Source organism: Actinomyces sp. oral taxon 171 str. F0337, from assembly GCF_005696555.1.
In the GTDB taxonomy this organism is placed as follows: Bacteria; Actinomycetota; Actinomycetes; order Actinomycetales; family Actinomycetaceae; genus Actinomyces; species Actinomyces oris_E.
This window is the reverse complement of sequence record NZ_CP040005.1, coordinates 771,965-791,278: the sequence shown is the minus strand read 5'-3', so window position 1 is coordinate 791,278 and position 19,314 is coordinate 771,965. Positions and strand designations below refer to the sequence as shown.

The following is a 19,314-nucleotide window of genomic DNA, read 5'->3' as shown; positions in this document are numbered from 1 at the left end:
TGTGTGCTGAATCTGTCGGGACAGCTGGGGCTGCCGGCACCTCAGACCCCGTCTCGCCCGGTGTAGTTGGGCGCCTCGACGGTCATCTTGACGTCGTGGGGGTGGGACTCCTTGAGGCCGGCGCTCGTGATCCGCACGAATTGCCCGCGCTCCTTGAGCTCGGGGATCGTGCGCGCGCCCACGTAGAACATGGACTGGTGCAGCCCGCCCATGAGCTGGTAGACGACGTCACCCAGTGCTCCGGAGTAGGGGACCTGCCCCTCGATGCCCTCGGGGACGATCTTGGAGTCGGAGGAGACGTCGGCCTGGAAGTAGCGGTCTTTGGAGTAGGAGGTGCGTCCACGCGAGCTCATGGCACCCAGCGACCCCATGCCGCGGTAGCGCTTCCACTGCTTGCCGTTGACGAAGACGAGGTCGCCGGGCGACTCCGTGCAGCCTGCCAGCAGGGAGCCGAGCATGACCGTCTCCGCGCCGGCCACCAGGGCCTTGGCGATGTCACCGGAGTACTGCAGGCCGCCGTCGGCGATGAGGGGGACCCCGGCGGGATTGCAGGCGCGGGCGGCCTCGTAGATGGCTGTCACCTGGGGTACCCCCACGCCGGCGACGACGCGCGTGGTGCAGATGGAGCCCGGCCCCACCCCGACCTTGACCGCGTCGACCCCGGCGTCGATGAGCGCCTGGGCTCCCTCACGGGTGGCGACGTTGCCGCCGATGACCTCGATGCCACCGAAGGCGGAATCGGACTTCAGGCGGGAGATCATCTCCAGCGCCAGCTTGGCGCCGCCGTTGGCGGTGTCGACGATGAGGACGTCCACGCCGGCCTCGGCCAGGGCCCCGGCACGCTCCCACGTGTCTCCCCAGTAGCCGACGGCGGCACCCACCACCAGGCGCCCCTCGGCGTCCTTGGTGGCGTGGGGGTACTGCTCGGTCTTGACGAAGTCCTTGACAGTGATGAGACCGGTGAGGCGTCCCTCGGCGTCGACGAGGGGCAGCTTCTCGATACGGTGCTCAGCCAGGAGCGCCTTGGCATCCTCCCGGGAGATGCCAGTCGCGCCGGTGATGAGGCGATCACGCGGCGTCATGCACTCGCGCACGGTCAGACTCGCCCAGCGCTCCGGTGGGACGAAGCGCAGATCGCGGTTGGTGATGATCCCCTGAAGGTTGCCTCCCGCATCGACGACCGGCAGGCCGGAGACCTTGTAGTGACCGCAGAGCCCGTCGAGCTGAGCGATGGTGGCGTCCGGTCCGACGGTCACCGGGTCGGTGACCATGCCGGACTCCGAGCGCTTGACGCGCCGCACCTGCTGGGCCTGGTCCTCGATGGACAGGTTGCGGTGGAGGATGCCGATACCCCCCTGACGCGCCATGGCAATAGCCATGTCCGACTCGGTGACAGTGTCCATAGCGGCTGAGAGCAGCGGGGTGGCCAGGCTGATCCTCGGGGTCAGCCTGGAGGTCGTATCGACATCGGAGGGAATGACGTCGGTCAGCCTGGGCAGCAGGAGCACGTCGTCGTAAGTGAGTCCGGTGGGGGCAAAGACGTCGGGGCTGGTGATCGAGTCGCTCACGGGGACATCGTAGGACGACCTGACCACCCTGTGCATATCCGCCGGTATCGGCCTGTCCGCGCCACCGGCCCACCCGCACCGTCGAGCCGCCCGGCACCAGAGCGCCCAGAGCGACGAGGCCGAGCACTCGACCCTACAGCCGCTCCGACGTCGGAACCACCGCACTGAGGTGACGAGCGCCCCAAAAGTAAAGCGACAATGAATGCGGAACGTTTCAGAAAAAAGACACTCCTCAGACACACATCATTCACAAAACGTTTCTGCTATTCGAGCGCCACATTCTGGCGCACGTTTTCAGACAGCCAGAACGCAAGCATTCAGCAAATCTGGAGAAAATTTCATTGTGAGATAGAATGATTCTTCTTGATCAACGCGCCGTGCGATCTTATCGTTAGGTATAGCGCATCAAGTTCGGTGTGCTCGACCGCCATATCCAAAGGAGGGGAGGGAGGCAATGCACGACTCATCGCGTCTGCCCGGTCCGATCTCCACCCTCTGGGAGTGGCAGTATCGGGGGTCCTGCCTCGGCATGGAATCCTCGGTTTTCTTCCACCCCGAAGGAGAGAGAGGCGGTTCCCGTCGACGACGGGACGAACGAGCAAAGGCCATTTGTCAGGACTGCCCCGTCCTGGAGGAGTGCCGGGACCACGCCCTGAGCACTCGCGAGCCCTATGGCGTCTGGGGAGGCATGAGTGAGGAGGAACGGCGCGCTTACTACGAGCGGCAAGCACGCCGCTTCACCAACGAACCGGCCTAATGCTCCGCCCTGTTTCAGGGAATCGACAGTTTGGACGTTCCCAGCTCAACATCCAGACAATCGTCCGGACACGGCGCATACGTGCGGTAGGCACTGTGCGCGCACACTGAAAGGGGAGGCACCCCAAGGTGCCTCCCCTTTCAGTTCAGTGTGCCGTGGCGCCGGGCGGCGCACACGAGCTCAACGGGTCACTTGGTGACGACCGCCAGGACGTCGCGCGCCGACAGGATGAGGTAGTCCTCACCGGCGTAGCTGACCTCGGTGCCCCCGTACTTGGAGTAGATGACGACGTCACCCTCGGCGACGTCGACGGGCACACGCTTGCCAGAGTCGTCGACGCGGCCGGGGCCCACGGCCACGACCTTGCCCTCCTGGGGCTTCTCCTTGGCAGTGTCGGGGATGACCAGGCCGGATGCGGTGGTCTGCTCGGCCTCAACGGTCTGGACGACGATGCGGTCCTCGAGCGGCTTGATGGAGATCGACATTGGAGACCTCCTCCTTCTCTTCAACGTGCAGTAGAACGGCTTGTTCGCCCTCCCCAGGCGTGCCCGACCGCCGTCGCGGGGATCGGTCCGGCACGATGCAGGAGCGCGAGTCGCAGAAGGTGCCAGCCTGTGTCCCAGGACCGGGCGGGCACCCCGCTGCGCCTGACGGAGAATCTACGACGGCGTTAGCACTCAGTCAACGCGAGTGCCAAAGCGTGGCGGCGGTTTCGCCGTGGGCGTCAGCCCTCGTCAGCGTCGGTGCTCCCGGGTCCAGACGATGGCCTCCGCGACACTCGTCTCTCGGCGTCCCAGGGTCGGGTCCCGCCGGGCGACGACATCGATGACGGCCTTGATCGCCGCCGGGCGCTCGCGCATCCAGCTGACCATCCACCCGATGCGGTCGCTGCGGGCCCGCGAGTCGCCGACACCGTCGACGTCGACGCCGACCGAGCGACAGATGGCGACAGCGCGCGGCTCATGGAAATCCTGGGTCACGAGCAGGGCCCGCTCGATCCCGAAGACCCGGCGCGCCCGCACGCAGGTGTCGTAGGTGTCGAAGCCCGCGTAGTCCACGGCGACCGCCTGATCAGGGATCCCCTGAGAGAGGAGGTACCTGCGCATGACAGTGGGCTCATCGTAACCGGCGCGCCGGTTGTCCCCGGAGACCAGGATCGCCTCGACGCGGCCGCTGGTGTAGAGGTCGGCAGCGACATCGAGGCGGTGGGCCAGCCAGGGCGAGGGCTGACCGTCGGCGTGAACGGCCGCCCCCAGGACGATCGCCACCGGCGCTCTGACCGCCTCACCGTCGCCGCTGTCCTCACCGGCGACCTCGATATGCCCGGCACTGACGGTCCACGCCCAGATACTGGCCCCGGCCGCCAGGAGGGTCACCACACCCATGGCTGCCAGCGAGAACCGCAGCAGTCGCCGCAGCACCCCGGGTCGGCCCGCAGTGTCAGGCCCCTGTGGTGAGTTCACCTCGTCGTCCTTGAGCTCCGCGGCGTTGCCCGCATGAGGGACACCGAGTCGCGGCTCCTCCTCAGTCATCAGTCGCCCGCCCGCCTTCCCGTCCTGCACCGTCCGGCCCCACCGGCGTGCGGAACCTCGGCCCCCAACCCTACTCACCCGTCTGCCCGGCAGAATTCCCCAGCTCCCTCCCGGTCTCCTCGCTTCGGGCCCTTCCCGCTCCACCCAGTGAACATCACGCCCACTGGCAGGTTCTCCGTGGAATGATCGGGGGTGATGGCTGAGAACCACGTTGCGCTCCTTCTGACCCCCGAGGGTTGGGAGCTTCTGTCCTCCCTGCCCCCCTACGACCCGTCCGAGGCCCTGTCCCTGGGACGATCCCTGCGCGAGGAGGGCCACTCCCCCGCCCTGGTGGCGGCCGCGCTGACGCAGCAGCGCCTGCGCGAGCGGGCCACGGCGAAGTTCGGGCCCTTCGCCCAGCAGATGCTCTTCACCGCCGACGGCCTGGAGCAGGCCACCCGGCTGGTGGTCTCGGCTCACCATGCGGCCCGTTACGCGGCCGCGGGCGTGTCGAAGGTCGCAGACCTGGGCTGCGGGATCGGTGGCGACGCCGTCGCCCTGGCCGGGCTCGACCTGCCGGTGCTCGCCGTCGACCGCGATGAGGCCGCGGCCGCCCTGGCCACCATCAACCTCATGCCCTTCCCCCACGCGACCGTCGAGTGCGCCGACGCTCTGGAGATCGACCTGGTCGAGCGTGGGGTCGACGCCGTCTTCGCCGACCCTGCCCGCCGCGCCGACGGGCGGCGCATCACCGACCCGGAGCAGTGGTCGCCGGCCCTGTCGCAGGTGCTCGCGCTGCGCGAGTCCGTGCCCGCTCTCGGCGTCAAGGTCGCTCCCGGCATCGACCACGCCGCACTGCCGCGGGATGCCCACACTCAGTGGGTGAGCGTGGACGGCGACGTCGTCGAGGCTGCCATCTGGTGCGGACCGTTGGCACCGGAGGGTCCCGGGCGCTCCGCACTGATCCTGCGCCCAGGGGCGGATGGTGCGAGCGTCCACACGTTGGTCGATCCCAGCACCACCGACCCCTCACAACCGCCGATCCAGGTCGACCCGATCAGCTCGCCCGACGACCTGGGCAGCATCATCCACGTTCCCGACGGCGCCGCCGTGCGCGCCGGGCTCGTCGCCCACCTCTGCGAGGCCCTGGACGCCCGGCCGGTGGGGCCCCGGATCGGCTACCTCACGGGAGAGCGGCTCCCCGATGAGGCAACCACCCCCTTTGTGCGCTCCTTCCGGCTCACCGAGGTCTTGCCGCTACGGCTCAAGGCCCTGCGTGCCCGTGTCCGCGAGCTCGGTATCGGGCGCTTGGAGATCCTCAAGCGCGGAGTCGACGTCTCCCCCGACGACCTGCGTGCCTCGCTGAGGCTCAGCGGTCGGGAGTCGGAGACCTGGATCCTGACCCGGGTGGGAGACAAGGCGAAGGGCGCCGTTCTCGTCGTCGAACCGATCACCGGCGTCTCATCGGCTCACCCGCCGATGTGACAGGCCCTTTCCCGCGACGAGAGACCACTCACCCTGCCAGCGCCCGCGAGGGACCTGAGGAACCCGAGGAGACCAGGACATGCAGGACACGACTGACACGACGAGCCCGAGCGCCGCGTCCGCTGACGCTCAGCTGCCACCGGCTCGCCGTCCCCAGTCCCTTCACTTCGCCAGCTCGGCCCGCTCCACGCTGGGGGTCGAGTGGGAGCTGGCGCTCATCGACCGAGACAGCCTTGACCTGCGCCAGTGCGCCGAGGAGATCCTCCAGAAGGTGGGCCCGGACCCGCACGTGCACGGTGAGATGATGCTCAACACCATCGAGCTGGTCTCCGGGGCACGAAGGACCGTGGCCGAGTGCATGGAGGACATCGCATTCGCCTTCGACAGCGTTCTCCCCGTCACCGATCGCCTGCGCGTGGACCTCGCCTCGGCCGGGACCCACCCCTTCGCCGACCCATTGGTGCAGAAGGTAACCAACGCCGAGCGCTACGCACGTCTCGTGGACCGCACCCGGCTGTGGGGCCACCAGATGCTCATCTTCGGCACCCACGTCCACGTCGGTGTCGAGGACCGGGCCAAGGCCCTACCGATCCTCAAGGCCCTGCTCACACGCACCGCCCACCTGCAGTGCCTGAGCGCCTCCTCCCCCTTCTGGGCCGGTGCGGACACGGGATACGCGGACAACCGCGCCATGATGTTCCAGCAGCTGCCCACCGCCGGCGCGCCCGAGCAGTTCAGTACCTGGGAGCAGCTGGAGAGCTACACCGGGGACCTGGTCCACACTGGTGTCATCGAGGACTTCACCGAGATCCGTTGGGACGTGCGTCCCTCTCCGCGCCTGGGGACCATCGAGGTGCGGGCCTGCGATGCCGCGACGAACCTCACCGAGCTGGCCGGGATGGCAGCGCTGACCCAGTGCCTCGTGGAGTCCTTCTCCCGCACCCTGGACCGGGGCGAGGAGCTCGATGTGCTGCCCGACTGGTATGTCGCCGAGAACAAGTGGCGCTCGGCCCGCTACGGCATGGACGCGATCCTCATCGTCAATTCCGCGGGTGAGGAGGAGCTGGTGGGAGACACGGTCGAGCGGATGCTCACCGATCTCGCCCCGGTCGCCGAGGATCTCGGTTGCGCCGCCGAGCTGGACTCCGTGCGCGCCACCTTGGAGTCGGGGGCCTCCTACCAGCGCCAGATCGCTGCTGTCAGGGCCTATGGAGGGCAGCGGGAGGCGGCCGTCAGGCTGCTGCTGGCCGAGGCACGTGCAGGCAGGCCTCTGCGCCCCACCGAGGTGCTCTCACTGGCGGGCAAGTCCTGAGCCACACCTCCCTCGCGCTGCTCCTCTAGACGAGGGACCAACCGCGCGCCCGGGTGCGCTGCTCCCAGAAGCTGCGGTAGGACCCCTCGACGGACACGAGTTCATCGTGGCGCCCCCGCTGGGCGACGCGTCCGGCGTCGTCGAGGACAACGACCTGGTCGGCGGCAGCGATCGTCTCGAGCTTGTGGGCGATGACGATGAGCGTCGAGGTTCTCCGCAGCTCCTGCATGGCGGCCACAATGTTGGCCTCGTTCTCAGCATCCAGGGCGCTGGTGGCCTCATCGAGCAGCACGATCGGCGCGCGTTTGAGCAGTGCCCGTGCGATGGAGACGCGCTGTCGCTCACCCCCGGACAGGGCGCGCCCGCCCTCTCCCACACGGGTGTCCCAGCCGTGTGGCAGCCGCTCGACGATCTCAGTGACGCCGGCCAAGTCCGCGGCCCAGCGAACCTGCTCGTCGTCAGCCGCAGGGTTGCCGATGCGGATGTTGGCGGCCAGGGTGTCATCGAAGAGGTAGACGTCCTGGAAAACCATGGAGAGCTGCTCCATGAGCTGAGCGGTCGGCATGTCGCGCACGTCAGTGCCGCCCACCCGTACCGTTCCCGAGTCGACGTCCCAGAAGCGGGCCAAGAGCCGCGCGATAGTCGTCTTGCCGCTGCCGGAGGGCCCCACAATCGCGCACATGCTGCGCGCCGGGACGTCCAGTGACACCCCGTCCAGCACAGGCTCGTCGGCCCGGTAGCCGAAGACGACGTCGTCAAGTCCGACAGTGCCGGGGACGGGCAGGTCGCTGCGATTCTCGGGCTCAGCCATGAGCTCGGCATCCATGACGGCATCGAGATGGTTCATCATCTGGCGACGTTCCTCCATACCCATGACGTTGGAGCCGATCTCATCAATCATGGTGGTGAAGCGCAGGCACATACCGATGATGGCCACGGCCACGAACGGTTCCATGGTGCCACCGACGGCGCGCGAGGCCGTCAGGGTGATCAAGGCGACGATGATGACCTGACTGAGAACACCATTGACGATATTGCCCGCGGTCTCCCACCACAGGGCGCGCCCGGAGGCCCGGGCACCGTCGTCGAAGGCCGCGGTCAGGCGACTGTAGCCGGTGGCGGCCCGGCATGAGCGCAGGGCGCCCTGGCAGCGGGCGATCTCGACCACCCGGGTGGCGAGCTCGCGCTCGGCGGGCTCGGAGATCGACTTGCCGTGGTCCAGCAGACGGCGCGCGGTGCGGACGAAGCCGGCGAGCAGCGGCGCGGCGACCGTCAGCAGGAGGCCCAGTCGCCAGTCCCACGCCCACGAGCCTACCCAGACGACGGCGCAGGCCGCGGTCGTGGAGGTGAGCCGGTACATGAAGTGGGCGGCGGACTCCCCCAGCGACACCATCTCCTGACTGACGGCCCGGGACAGGGTTCCGGCGGAGTCGGAGGTGAACCAGCGCAGCGGGAGGCGAGCGATCTGGTCGCCGACCGCGTGGTGGACGTCGTGCATGAAGCCGAGTGCCCCGGACATGCCCTTGCGCTGTCCTTGGAACTCCAGCGCGGCCGCCCCGATGCCGAGGACGACCAGGACGAGGAGCCAGCTCCCGAAGGACAGGCCCCAGCGGGGCGCACCGGAGCCCAGGGCAACCGTTGCGGGCAGGAGTACCAGAAGCGCCAGTCCCACCGTCATCCCGTTGGCCGCCGCCAGGATGAGGCAGCTGCGTGTCTGCCGCCAGGAGGACTCGACCATGAGCCGGTGGAAGCGGGCCAGCAGCGAGCGCGTGCTGAGCGGGGAACCCGTACCAGCGGCCCGGGTCGCATTGACGTCATCCACCTCGTCCTCAGCACGAGCCGAGCCGGTCGAGTCGGCACTGAGAGCCGGCGAGCTCGTGGAGCTCCTGGCGGTCTTGTCGGCGGCCGGGGTCTCGACATCGTCGAGCTCACCGGTCTGCCGCAGAAGGGCACGGTAGTGGGGCTCATCCAGCAGATCGTCGTGGCTGCCGCAGGCCACGATGCGGCCACGGTCCATGACGGCGATGCGGTGGGCGCCGCGCACTGCGGCCGGACGGTGGGCGATGACCAGGACGGTGCGATCCTCCACCAGGGCGCTCAGAGCCTCCTGGATCTCAGCCTCGGACTCGGGGTCGGCCATGGCGGTGGCCTCGTCGAGCAGGATGACGGGGGTGTCCAGCAGGATGGCGCGGGCGATGGCGATGCGCTGCTCCTGCCCGCCGGACAGACCCGTGTCCTGTCCCAGGACGGTGTCGTAGCCGTCCGGCAGAGCCATGATCTCCTCGTCGACGCGGGCGACCCGGGCGGCGGCGCGCACCTGCTCCAGGTCGGCGTCGGGACGCCCGAGCGAGATGTTCTCCCGCACTGTGGTGCCCAGCAGCTGGGCGTCCTGAAGGACGAAGGAGACGGTGGAGTACAGCGTGTCCTCATCCATGTCACGCAGGTCCACCCCACCGATGCGCACGGCTCCCGCGTCGGGGTCGGCGAAGCGGGCGATGAGGGTGGCCAGCGTCGACTTGCCCGAGCCGGAGGGGCCCAGCAGGGCTGTGACGGTTCCCGGCTCCAGGGTCAGCGAGGCGTCGTCGACGGCGAGGGTGTCCCCGTAGGAGAAGGAGACGTGCTCGATCTCCACCCGCGCCGACCGGGGCCGCTCCGGGGAGTCCGATGTGGGCAGCATGGGGGTGTCGAGGACCTCGCACAGGCGCAGCGCCGCCGCTCCGGCCAGCTGGTAGGACCAGGAGATCGACGCGATGGTGGTGAGAGCGCCGGGAAGGACCAGGGCGATGAGGGTGGTGGTCAGGACCTGGGGCAGGGTGACCACCCCGGCATGCATGAGCAGCGCCCCTCCTCCGAGATTGACCAGGAGCAGCACAGGGATCGACACCCAGGTGAAGGACAGACAGGCGACGGTCACCAGGGGCATCGCCCAGGCCCGGTAGAAGGAGGAGAACTCGTCGGCCGCAGTGAGGTAGGCCGAGTGGGCGCGCCCGACGCGACCGAAGGCCTTGACCACGCCGATACCGGAGACGAACTCGACCATGCTGGAGGAGACCGCGGCCAGCTTGCGGTCCATCTCGACGGTCTTCTCATTCATGCCCCGTAGAGACACGGAGTAGGTCAGCACGTAGAGGATGAGCGTGGACAGGGCCAGCAAGGCCAGGCGCCAGTCGATCCAGAAGGCGCAGGTGAGCAGCGCCAGGGGGGTGACGACGGCGTTGAGGCGCTCGACGGGGCCGTGGGCGATGACCGTGTGCACGGTGGTTGTGTCATCCTGGACGGCCTTGCGGATGCGGCCGGAAGTGGAGTCGGTGAACCAGGCCAGTGGGGCGTGGGAGATGCGCTCGACGATGTCGCGGCGCAGCCGGTCCCGAAGGGAGAGGTCGGCCAGGTGGGTGATGAGCAGCGCCATGAAGTACAGGAACAGTCGCGCGGAGTACGCGCTCACGAGCATCATGACGGCGCTGTGCACTCGCTGCGAGTCGGGACTCACGCCTGCCCGGTAGGCATCCAGGAGAATGTCACCGAGCTGGACCAGCGCGATATAGGGCGCAACTGCGAGAACCGCGGAGAGAAGGACGAGAACCTGCCCGATCCGCAGCCTGACACGGATGGGGGCGCCCAGGCGGGCGATGGCGGTCTGTCCCTCACGGGAGCGCTGGGCATTGTCTCCTGCACCCGCCTGTGCGGTCGCTTCCGGACCGCCGGAGCCGGCAGGGCGGGATTCGGCGGCGCACTCGGCCGTAGGGGTCGACTCGGCGAGCAGTGGCTGGGACGTTACGGGCTGAGATGTCGTCGGCAGGGCCGACGGCGTTGTCTGCTTGCTCATCAGGAGCCTCCATCCAGTGCCAGATCTAATACTGAAAGTCCTTCAGTTCTGGTTAAGGTGCACCTTACTCTCTGTGCTGAACCACGGGCAAGCATTCTGCGAACGCATTACGGTTGGACCATGGCACGACTGGGCAAGCCCACGGGCCCACGGCCCGGGTTCACTCGCGACGACGTGGTCGAGGCTGCACTTGGGCTCGGCATCGCGGAGTTCACGCTCACCGCCGTGGCCAAGCGCATGGGCGTGGCGGTCTCCGGGCTGTACCGGACGATCTCCTCACGCGAAGACCTTCTGGCCGCCTGCCTGGAGCGGATCGCCGCGCAGGTCGAGATCCCCTCTCCCAGGGCGAGCTGGCCCGATACGGTCCGAGTACATGCTGAGGCCATCTGGGCGATGCTGGAGCGCCACCCCGGCCTGGCCGGCGTCATCATGGGGGTGCCCTGGGCGCATCAGCTCTTCGCCGGACCTGTGTCCGAGGCGTGTCAGGTCCTGGTCGACGGAGGACTGAGCACCGAGGAGGCCGGAGTGGTTCTGGACTTCGTCGGCGATACCGTTATCTCCACGCACGCACAGATCGAGATCATGCGCTCCCCCGTCGGACGCTCCGGGATGCCCGCACCGACGTCAGGGCAGGAACCGGCACCGAGCACCTTCTCCTCCGGCCGGGACAACTCCACGGGACTGCAAGAGGCGAGCCGGCTTGCGGCTACCACACAGGCGCCGGGTCTGCCGGAGGCACTGACTCCGAACGAGACCTGGCTGGAGCGGGGTGGCCTGGACCGCAAGATCGAGATCATCATCCGGGGAGTGGCCGCTGGCCGGGCCCTGAGCGCAACGGATGCTGGAGAGCAGCCGGTTTCAGTGGGCGATGCTGACGTCCAACGGCATCCCTGAGTCCGGGGCGAAGTCCATGGGACTAGGGGCGACACCGGCTCGCACCGCCGCTGACCCCAGGGCGGCGATCTGTGCACCATTATCGGTGCAGAAGCGCAGCGGCGGCAGACGCAAGGCGATTCCGGCCTCCTCGCAGCGCTCAGCGGCCAGGGACCGCAGGCGGGAGTTGGCCGAGTAGCCGCCCCCGACGACGAGCGTGTCACAGCCGGTGTCCAGGCAGGCCTGGACCGCCTTGGCCGTCAGGGAGTCGTTGACGGCCTCCGAGAAGGCTGCGCAGACGTCGGCACCGGGTACCTCCTGGCCGGCGTCCTCCAGGGACTCGACGTAGCGGGCCACGGCGGTCTTAAGGCCGGAGAAGGAGAAGTCGTAGCGGTGGCGCTCCTTGTCCTTGCCTGCGGCCAGACCTCGGGGGAAGCGGATGGCACTGCGGTCGCCCTCCTGGCAGAGCCGGTCCACGTGCGGGCCACCGGGGTAGGGCAGGCCCAGGAGCCGGCCGACCTTGTCGAAGGCCTCGCCGGCGGCGTCGTCGAGAGTGCCACCGAGCTCGACGACGTCGGTGGCGATGTCCCGGATGCACAGAAGATTCGAGTGGCCGCCGGAGACGATGAGTCCGACGAAGCGCTCCGGCAGGGGACCGTCGACCAGCTCGTCGACTGCCAGGTGGCCGATGACGTGGTTGACGCCGTAGACCGGTCGGTTCAGGCTCGCAGCCAGCGCCTTGGCGGCGGAGATACCGACGGTCAGGGAGCCGACGAGCCCGGGACCGGCACACACGGCGACGACGTCCACCTCGCTGAGGTCGACACCGGACTTCTCCAGCGCGGCGTCGAGGGTCGGCAGGAAGGACTCCAGGTGGGCGCGTGAGGCGATCTCGGGGATGATGCCGCCGAAGCGCGCGTACTGGTCCATGGAGGTGGCGGTGACGTCGGCGAGGAGCTCGCGGCCGCGCACGAGGGCCACGCCGGTCTCGTCGCAGGTGGACTCGATACCGAGAATGAGGGGGTCGCTCACAGGTCCACAGCCTATCGCTTGCCGACGCAGGCGACGGACAAGGCCTGGGTGAGGCGGGCATGGACCACGAGGCCGCCGTCACCGCTACCGTTGGGACGAGTCGACCGGGATGCGATATTGGCCGGACGACTCTCACGCATCACCGACGAGGAGGCACCCGTGACGGAGCCCGACAACCCGGACCTGGTAGTGGGTGACGATGGCCTGGCCCGGCCGGCCTGGGCCGCCGCCGACCCGTTGCTGCGCGAGTACTACGATACCGAGTGGGGCATGCCGGTGCGCGATGAGCGGGGCGTGTTCGAGCGTCTGAGCCTGGAGGCCTTCCAGTCGGGCCTGTCCTGGGCGACGATCCTGCGCAAGAGGCCGGCCTTCCGTGAGTCCTTCGCCGGATTCGTCCCGGAGGCGGTGGCCGGCTTCGGGGAGGAGGACGTGGACCGGTTGCTGGGAGACGCGCGGATCGTGCGCAACCGGGCCAAGATCCTGGCCACCATCACCAACGCCCGCGCAGCCTTGCGTCTGAGACAGGCCGATGACGTCGACGGCGGCCTGGCGGGCCTCGTGTGGTCCTACCAGCCGGAGACGACCCCACGACCGCACCGACTCGCGGACATCCCCACCCAGTCACCGCAGTCGGCGGCCCTGTCCCGCGAGCTCAAGCGCCGCGGTTTCCGCTTCGTCGGTCCGACGACGATGTACGCCCTCATGGAGGCGATCGGGATCGTTGACACCCACCTGGTCGGCTCCCACCGTCGCGGCGCCTCCGGGGTGTGGGCATAGCCCAGCCTGGCTGTCTCCTTCGTTGATATCCTGAATCACACTCGTGTCCGCGTTTCCGCACCCTTCCGTCGGCTTCGTCTCAGGAGGCACCGTGTCCGTTCAACTGTTGTCGTCATCGGGCGGCTCCACTGATGAGCCGGTGCCTCTGGCCCGGGCCGAGGCGGTCCTGTGCGACATGGACGGCACGCTCGTGGACTCCTCGGCGGTCGTGGAGTCGATGTGGAGCTCCTTCGCCCGCGATTACGGCATGAGTGAGCGCTTCGACGAGATCATGGCCTACTCCCCCGGCCGTACCGGCCTCGACACGATCCGCCGGTTCCTGCCGACCCTGGCGGCGGAGGAGCGCGACGCCATCTACGAGCGCTTCGCCCGGGAGGAGATCGTGCGCACGGCGGGGAGGATGGCGGAGATCCCCGGCGCTGCGGCTCTGGTGACCGCACTCATCGAGATCGGTGTTCCTCTGGCCCTGGTGACCTCTGCTCCGATTGAGCTCATGCGGGTGCGCATGGAGGAGGCCGGGGTCCCCATTCCCTCCGTCGTCGTCTCCGCTGACGACGTCGAGCGCGGTAAGCCGGACCCCGACGCCTACCTCATGGCCGCCGAGCTCCTGGGGATGCCGATCGCCTCCTGCCTGGTGCTGGAGGATGCCGCCTCCGGTTACATCGCCGCCCAGCGCGCCGGCGCCCAGATCCTCCTCGTGGGCGACGGCGTCCCCGAGGCCGATCCGAGTACTCCCCGGATCCCCGACTTCACCGGGGTCAGTGTCACCATCGACGGCTAGCGCCCGACGTCGATCCGAGCATTCTTCGCGTAGCCCTACAAAAATTCCGTTGGGGTACGCGAAGAATGCCCGGCTCGGTGTATGAGGCAGGTCAGAGGTCAGTGGGCGTGCTGGCCCTTCCACACAGCGTGGCCAAGATCCCGGTTGAGGCGAGAGATGACCTCGAGCGGAACCGACTTGGGGCACACGGCCGCGCACTCACCGATGTTCGTGCAGCCGCCGAAGCCCTCGGCGTCGTGCTGGTTGAGCATGCTCACCACGCGAGCGAGGCGCTCGGGCTGGCCCTGCGGCAGCAGGCCCAGGTGCGAGATCTTCGCACCGGTGAACAGCATGGCCGAGGCGTTGGGGCAGGCCGCCACGCAGGCGCCGCAGCCGATGCAGGCGGCCGCCTCGAAGGCGGCGTCGGCCTTCTCCTTCTGTACGGGCACCGAGTGGGCCTCCGGAGCCCCACCGGTGTTGACCGAGATGTAGCCACCGGCCTGGACGATGCGGTCCAGGGCGGAGCGGTCCACGATGAGGTCACGCAGCACCGGGAAGCCGGTGGAGCGCCAGGGCTCGATCGTGATGGTGGAGCCGTCCTTGAAGGAGGGGTCCTCCGCCAGGTGGCGCATGTGCAGCTGGCAGGTGGTCGAGCGGATGGGCCCGTGGGCCTGCCCGTTGATGACCACACCGCACTGACCGCAGATGCCCTCGCGGCAGTCGGAGTCGAAGGCCACCGGCTCCTTGCCCTCGGCGAAGAGCTGCTCATTGAGCAGGTCGAGGACCTCGAGGAAGCTCATGTGCTCCTCGATCCCGCTCATGGCGTACTCCTCGAAGTGGCCCTTCGAGTCCTTGTTCTTCTGGCGCCAGATCTTGAGCTTGATGTTCACTTGTAACTCCGCTGCTTGAGCTCGATGTCCTTGTAGACGAGGTCCTCCTTGTGGAGGATCGGCGGCTGGTTCTCCCCGCCCCACTCCCAGGCGGCGACGTAGAGGAACTCGTCATCGTGCCGCAGGGCCTCACCCTCGGGAGTCTGAGACTCCGCCCGGAAGTGGCCACCGCAGGACTCACGCCGGTGCAGGGCGTCGATGCACATGAGCTCGGCCAGCTCGAAGAAGTCCAGCAGTCGGCCGGCCTTCTCCAGGGCCTGGTTGAGCTCATCGGCCTGGCCCGTGATGCGGGCGTCGCGCCAGAACTCCTCCTTGAGGGCCCGGATCTGCTCGATGGCGTCGCGCAGTCCGGCATCACGCCGTTCCATTCCGCAGTACTCCCACATGATGCGGCCCAGGGCCATGTGGAAGTCGTCCACGCTGCGGGTGCCGCGCAGGGCCATGAGGCGGGCGACGCGCTCCTCGACGGAGCGTTGGGCCTCGGCGATCTCCGGGGCGTTGGGGTCGACCTTGCCCAGGCGCAGCATGTCCGCCAGGTAGTCGTTCATGGTGTCGGGCAGGACGAAGTAGCCGTCGGCCAGCCCCTGCATGAGGGCGGAGGCGCCCAGGCGGTTGGCGCCGTGGTCGGAGAAGTTGGCCTCTCCGGCGATGTAGAGGCCCGGGACGTTGGACTCCAGGTCGTAGTCCACCCACAGGCCGCCCATCGTGTAGTGCACGGCGGGGTAGATGCGCATGGGGACCTCGTAGGGGTCGTCCCCGGTGATGCGCTGGTACATCTCGAACAGGTTGCCGTAGCGGGCGGAGACGGCGTCCTTGCCCAGGCGGTCGATGGCCTCGGAGAAGTCCAGGTAGACGCCGCGACGCATCATCCGCTCGTTGCCGTTGGCGTCGCGCTCCTTGATGGCCGGTCCCACGCCGCGGCCCTCGTCGCACATGTTCTTGGCCTGACGGGAGGCGATGTCACGCGGCACGAGGTTCCCAAAGGCCGGGTAGATGCGCTCGAGGTAGTAGTCGCGCGCCTCCTCGGGGATGTCACGAGGGTCCTTGTCGCAGTCCTCGGCCTTCTTGGGCACCCAGATGCGTCCGTCGTTGCGCAGCGACTCACTCATGAGGGTGAGCTTGGACTGGAAGTCACCGGACTGCGGGATGCAGGTGGGGTGGATCTGCGTGTAGCAGGGGTTGGCGAAGTAGGCGCCCTTGCGGTGCGCGCGCCACACGGCGGTGGCGTTGCATCCCATCGCGTTGGTGGAAAGGAAGAACACGTTGCCGTAGCCGCCGCTGGCCAGCACGACGGCGTCGGCCAGGTGGGTCTCGATCTTCCCGGAGACCATGTCACGGGTGACGATGCCGCGGGCACGGCCGTCGACGATGATGAGCTCGACCATCTCGTGGCGACGGAACTCCTTGACCGTCCCGGCGTGTACCTGGCGCTCAAGGGCCTGGTAGGCGCCGATGAGGAGCTGCTGGCCGGTCTGTCCGCGGGCGTAGAAGGTGCGGGAGACCTGCACGCCACCGAAGGAGCGGTTGTCCAGCAGGCCGCCGTACTCACGGGCGAAGGGGACGCCCTGGGCCACGCACTGGTCGATGATGTTGGCCGAGACCTCCGCCAGGCGGTAGACGTTGTCCTCACGGGCGCGGTAGTCGCCGCCCTTGACCGTGTCGTAGAAGAGCCGGTAGGTGGAGTCTCCGTCGTTGCGGTAGTTCTTCGCGGCGTTGATACCGCCCTGGGCGGCGATGGAGTGCGCCCGGCGAGCCGAGTCCTGGTAGAAGAACACCTTGACGTTGTAGCCCTGCTCTCCCAGGGAGGCGGCCGCGGCGCCGCCCGCCAGGCCGGAGCCGACGACAATGATGTCCAGCTTGCGGCGGTTGGCGGGGTTGACCAGCTTGGCCTCGAACTTGCGCTGCTCCCAGCGCCTGTCGATCGGGACGGAGTGGGGGGCCTTGGTGTCGGCGATCTTCTCGCCCTCGTAGTACAGGCCGTCGATGAGTTCAGTCATAGTCGTTCACTCTCAGTGGGTCGCCGCAGCACACTCGGCGAAGTGCTCGGCGGAGGAGCCGATCGCGTCACAGAACTGCGGGTAGTAGTCGGCGGTGGCCATGGGGGCATCGACATAGCCGAAGAGGATCGCCGTCGGAACAGCCATGAAGGCGGCGAACAGCGCGAAGGCCAGCACGAAGGCGATCAGCCGGATGAAGGGGATGGTGCTTCCTCGCACCGCACCCAGTGTCTGCAGGGCGGACCACACGCCGTGCCACACGTGCAGGCACAGGGCGGCCAGCGCGACCGCGTAGATGAGCCACACCCACCACAGCTGGAAGCCGTAGTACATGTTGAGGTAGGCCCGTCCGTGCACGTACTTCCCTCCCGGCGTCAGTGACAGGGTGGTGTACTGCAGGAGGTGCCAGATGATGAACAGCAGGAGGATGACACCGCCCCAACGCATGGTGCGCATGGCGTAGCGGGAGGCGAAGTACTCGGCGCCGGGCTTCTTGACGGCGTACTTGTCGTTGCCGCGGGCCCGCTTGTTGCGCGCCCACAGGTGGAAGGCGCTGCCGGCGTGAGCCAGGAGGCAGGCCATGAGAGCAAGGCGGAGGATCCACAGGACACCGCCGTAAGGCATGATCGGCACCAGCAGCGCTCGCAGGAACACGGCATAGTGGTCGTAAGCAACCTCACCCTCGAAGTAGTGGAGGTTGCCGTAGGCGTGGAAGAGGACGAAGAACAGGAACACCAGCCCCGAGATCGCCATCATGCGCTTCATGAAGACGGTCGTGGAGAAGGCGGTCCGCCTCTTCAGGGAAGGAGCAGATGTTTTGGCCACGGCAGAAGGCTAGCCGGGCACGCGGTCCCGTTGGTCCCATCTGGGCCCCTACCAGCACAGTTAGCGCTGCGATCCGCAGAATCACGGGAATCTCATCGAATCTCGGTTCATCATTCAACACCGCAAAATATGCTGAGACCGCCACCTGAAGCCACCTTTTCGTCACAGGGGCGTCAGACAAATCTGTGAAGTCGCCGACACTTGCCGCCACCCTCTCCGAGGACCGTGTTTATTTCCGATTACTACGGCACCCATCTGCTTCTTCGGTCCCAGCGCAATCCAGCCAGTCGGACACAACGGCCTAGTCCTGGAGAGGCTGCTCATCAGGCTCATCCTCAGGCTCAGATCGGGTTCGACTCACCGGCCTCGGCCCCCACCGGTCCTGGGCGCGGGCGCAGTGTCAACCGCATGACCACGGCGTCCTCAGGCGGCGCCTGGTAATAGCGACGGCGCCGGCCGATGGGGACGAACCCATGCCTGGCGTAGAGCCGCTGGGCTGCTCCGTTGGACTGACGCACCTCCAGCAGGACATCGGGACAGCCCACCTCTCGGGCGGTGGAGACGAGCTCGATGAGCATGACAGAGGCGATCCCTCGTCCGCGCGCGGACGGGATGGTGGCGATGGTCAGCAAGTCCGCGCCGGACAGGCCGCCGGCGTGGTAGAGACCGGCGTAGCCCAGGAGCCGCGGCCCGTCCAGTCCGCCCCCGCCGTCACGATCCGCAGCATCGGACTCGACGACGACGTAGCGGCGGTCCGCCCGGGGCCCGTGGGAGGCCTTCAGCTCGGCGGCCAGCAGGTCACGGCTCCAGGCCTCGGCCCCGAACAGCTCACCCTCGAGGCGGGCGACGGCCTCCAGGTCCTCCACCGCCATCTCCCGCACCCTGGGAGCCCAGCCCAGTCCCGTCACCTCGGGCATCTCAGTGACCTTCTTGGTCCTGGGATCAGCGCACGCGCTTGCGCGCGGCCGGCATCTGCACGTCGGCGTGACGCAGGTAGAGCGGCTGCGTACTCAGCTCCTCGCCGCGCTCGAGGCGGGCCAGGGCGATGCGCACCTGGGTGAGGGCGTCACCGGAGACGGGGGCCAGGGCCTCGTGGCAGGAGACCGTCTCCGCCAGCTCGGGGTAGAGGGCGGCTCCGGAACCGGCCACGACGTCGATGGTGTCAACTCCGCCGCCCTGCCGCGGCGCCTGCTCGGCAATGCGCTCGACGACCTGAGCCGGGGAGCAGACGCAGATCTCGGTCAGGCGGGTGACGTCATCGGGACCGTTGGCGCGGAAGAGCGCCGCATAGACCTCGCGCCTGCGGGCGTCCGTGGCGACCAGGACGACGGGGTCCTTCCGCCTCTCGTGGGCTTCGAGGCCGTCGAGGGCGCGGCGGGCGACGGCGTCGAGGCTGGAGACGCCGTGGACGGGGACGCCCCGGGTGCGCCCGATGACCCCGGCCGTCACCAGTCCGGCCCGCAGCCCGGTGAAGGGGGCTGGACCGGTGGCGGCGACCACGGCGTCCAGCGGGCGCTCGGCCACCTCGGGAGCCGACAGGGCCTGAGAGAGCATCTGGCCCAGGGACTCGGCGTGACGGCGGGTATCGGCCTGCTCGTCCTGGCTCAGCACCTGCAGAGCGAATGAGCCGTCAGTCGTGGGAGCGGTGTCGACGACCGCGAGCTGTGTCCCCAGGGAGGAGTCGATGGAGAGGATTCGCAC

16 protein-coding genes are annotated in these 19,314 nt (G+C 68.2%); 6 read left to right on the top strand and 10 right to left on the bottom strand.

Features of this window, described 5'->3' with window-relative positions; translation table 11 throughout:
* Positions 1-41 precede the first annotated feature (41 nt).
* The gene (gene guaB, locus FBF36_RS03475; protein WP_009397234.1) at positions 42-1,604 is read right to left on the bottom strand and encodes an IMP dehydrogenase; all 1,563 of its coding nucleotides are present in this window, start codon (positions 1,602-1,604) and stop codon (positions 42-44) included.
* A 418-nt stretch (positions 1,605-2,022) separates the two neighbouring features.
* Between guaB and FBF36_RS03470 the strand changes: the two genes are divergently transcribed.
* A complete protein-coding gene (locus FBF36_RS03470; protein WP_009397232.1) occupies positions 2,023-2,325 on the top strand; it encodes a WhiB family transcriptional regulator in 303 nt (100 codons plus the stop codon).
* A gap of 188 nt (positions 2,326-2,513) precedes the next feature.
* On the opposite strand, the gene groES is transcribed toward FBF36_RS03470, so the two are convergent.
* Both groES and FBF36_RS03460 read right to left on the bottom strand, forming a co-directional pair.
* Positions 2,514-2,810 (bottom strand): co-chaperone GroES, encoded by a 297-nt coding sequence (gene groES / locus FBF36_RS03465; RefSeq protein ID WP_009397231.1) that lies wholly within the window; start codon positions 2,808-2,810, stop codon positions 2,514-2,516.
* Positions 2,811-3,059: 249 nt separating this feature from the next.
* Positions 3,060-3,857, bottom strand: coding sequence for a vancomycin high temperature exclusion protein (locus tag FBF36_RS03460; RefSeq protein ID WP_009397230.1), 798 nt, complete (start codon positions 3,855-3,857; stop codon positions 3,060-3,062).
* 195 nt (positions 3,858-4,052) lie between these two features.
* Here FBF36_RS03460 and FBF36_RS03455 point away from each other — a divergent pair, with 195 nt between their 5' ends.
* Positions 4,053-5,321, top strand: a complete 1,269-nt coding sequence (locus tag FBF36_RS03455) for a class I SAM-dependent methyltransferase (RefSeq protein WP_009397229.1) — start codon at positions 4,053-4,055, stop codon at positions 5,319-5,321.
* Between the two features lie 79 nt (positions 5,322-5,400).
* Positions 5,401-6,633, top strand: a complete 1,233-nt coding sequence (locus tag FBF36_RS03450; RefSeq protein WP_009397228.1) for a glutamate--cysteine ligase — start codon at positions 5,401-5,403, stop codon at positions 6,631-6,633.
* Positions 6,634-6,658: 25 nt separating this feature from the next.
* On the opposite strand, the gene FBF36_RS03445 is transcribed toward FBF36_RS03450, so the two are convergent.
* The gene (locus FBF36_RS03445; protein WP_009397227.1) at positions 6,659-10,459 is read right to left on the bottom strand and encodes an ABC transporter ATP-binding protein; all 3,801 of its coding nucleotides are present in this window, start codon (positions 10,457-10,459) and stop codon (positions 6,659-6,661) included.
* A 120-nt stretch (positions 10,460-10,579) separates the two neighbouring features.
* On the opposite strand from FBF36_RS03445, the gene FBF36_RS03440 reads away from it, so the two are divergent.
* The gene (locus FBF36_RS03440; protein ID WP_009397226.1) at positions 10,580-11,353 is read left to right on the top strand and encodes a TetR/AcrR family transcriptional regulator; all 774 of its coding nucleotides are present in this window, start codon (positions 10,580-10,582) and stop codon (positions 11,351-11,353) included.
* Here the strand turns inward: FBF36_RS03440 and tsaD are convergent.
* The gene (gene tsaD, locus FBF36_RS03435) at positions 11,318-12,364 is read right to left on the bottom strand and encodes a tRNA (adenosine(37)-N6)-threonylcarbamoyltransferase complex transferase subunit TsaD (RefSeq protein ID WP_009397225.1); all 1,047 of its coding nucleotides are present in this window, start codon (positions 12,362-12,364) and stop codon (positions 11,318-11,320) included. The two genes, FBF36_RS03440 and tsaD, sit on opposite strands and share 36 nt — an antisense overlap.
* A gap of 159 nt (positions 12,365-12,523) precedes the next feature.
* On the opposite strand from tsaD, the gene FBF36_RS03430 reads away from it, so the two are divergent.
* The gene (locus FBF36_RS03430) at positions 12,524-13,141 is read left to right on the top strand and encodes a DNA-3-methyladenine glycosylase I (RefSeq protein WP_034492751.1); all 618 of its coding nucleotides are present in this window, start codon (positions 12,524-12,526) and stop codon (positions 13,139-13,141) included.
* Positions 13,142-13,232: 91 nt separating this feature from the next.
* Complete coding sequence (locus tag FBF36_RS03425) at positions 13,233-13,922, top strand: HAD-IA family hydrolase (RefSeq protein ID WP_034492749.1); 690 nt, start codon at positions 13,233-13,235, stop codon at positions 13,920-13,922.
* A gap of 98 nt (positions 13,923-14,020) precedes the next feature.
* Here the strand turns inward: FBF36_RS03425 and FBF36_RS03420 are convergent, their stop codons facing one another.
* From FBF36_RS03420 to tsaB, 5 genes are all read right to left on the bottom strand, one after another.
* On the bottom strand, positions 14,021-14,791 hold the full coding sequence (locus FBF36_RS03420; protein WP_009397222.1) for a succinate dehydrogenase/fumarate reductase iron-sulfur subunit: 771 nt from the start codon (positions 14,789-14,791) through the stop codon (positions 14,021-14,023).
* Positions 14,788-16,788: a fumarate reductase/succinate dehydrogenase flavoprotein subunit gene (locus FBF36_RS03415; protein WP_009397221.1), complete on the bottom strand. Its 2,001-nt coding sequence runs from the start codon at positions 16,786-16,788 to the stop codon at positions 14,788-14,790. The genes FBF36_RS03420 and FBF36_RS03415 overlap by 4 nt, the downstream gene beginning before the upstream one ends.
* Before the next feature lie 12 nt (positions 16,789-16,800).
* Positions 16,801-17,553, bottom strand: coding sequence for a succinate dehydrogenase cytochrome b subunit (locus FBF36_RS03410; RefSeq protein WP_009397220.1), 753 nt, complete (start codon positions 17,551-17,553; stop codon positions 16,801-16,803).
* Between the two features lie 401 nt (positions 17,554-17,954).
* The gene (locus tag FBF36_RS03405; RefSeq protein WP_009397218.1) at positions 17,955-18,530 is read right to left on the bottom strand and encodes a GNAT family N-acetyltransferase; all 576 of its coding nucleotides are present in this window, start codon (positions 18,528-18,530) and stop codon (positions 17,955-17,957) included.
* 25 nt (positions 18,531-18,555) lie between these two features.
* Complete coding sequence (gene tsaB / locus FBF36_RS03400) at positions 18,556-19,314, bottom strand: tRNA (adenosine(37)-N6)-threonylcarbamoyltransferase complex dimerization subunit type 1 TsaB (RefSeq protein ID WP_009397217.1); 759 nt, start codon at positions 19,312-19,314, stop codon at positions 18,556-18,558.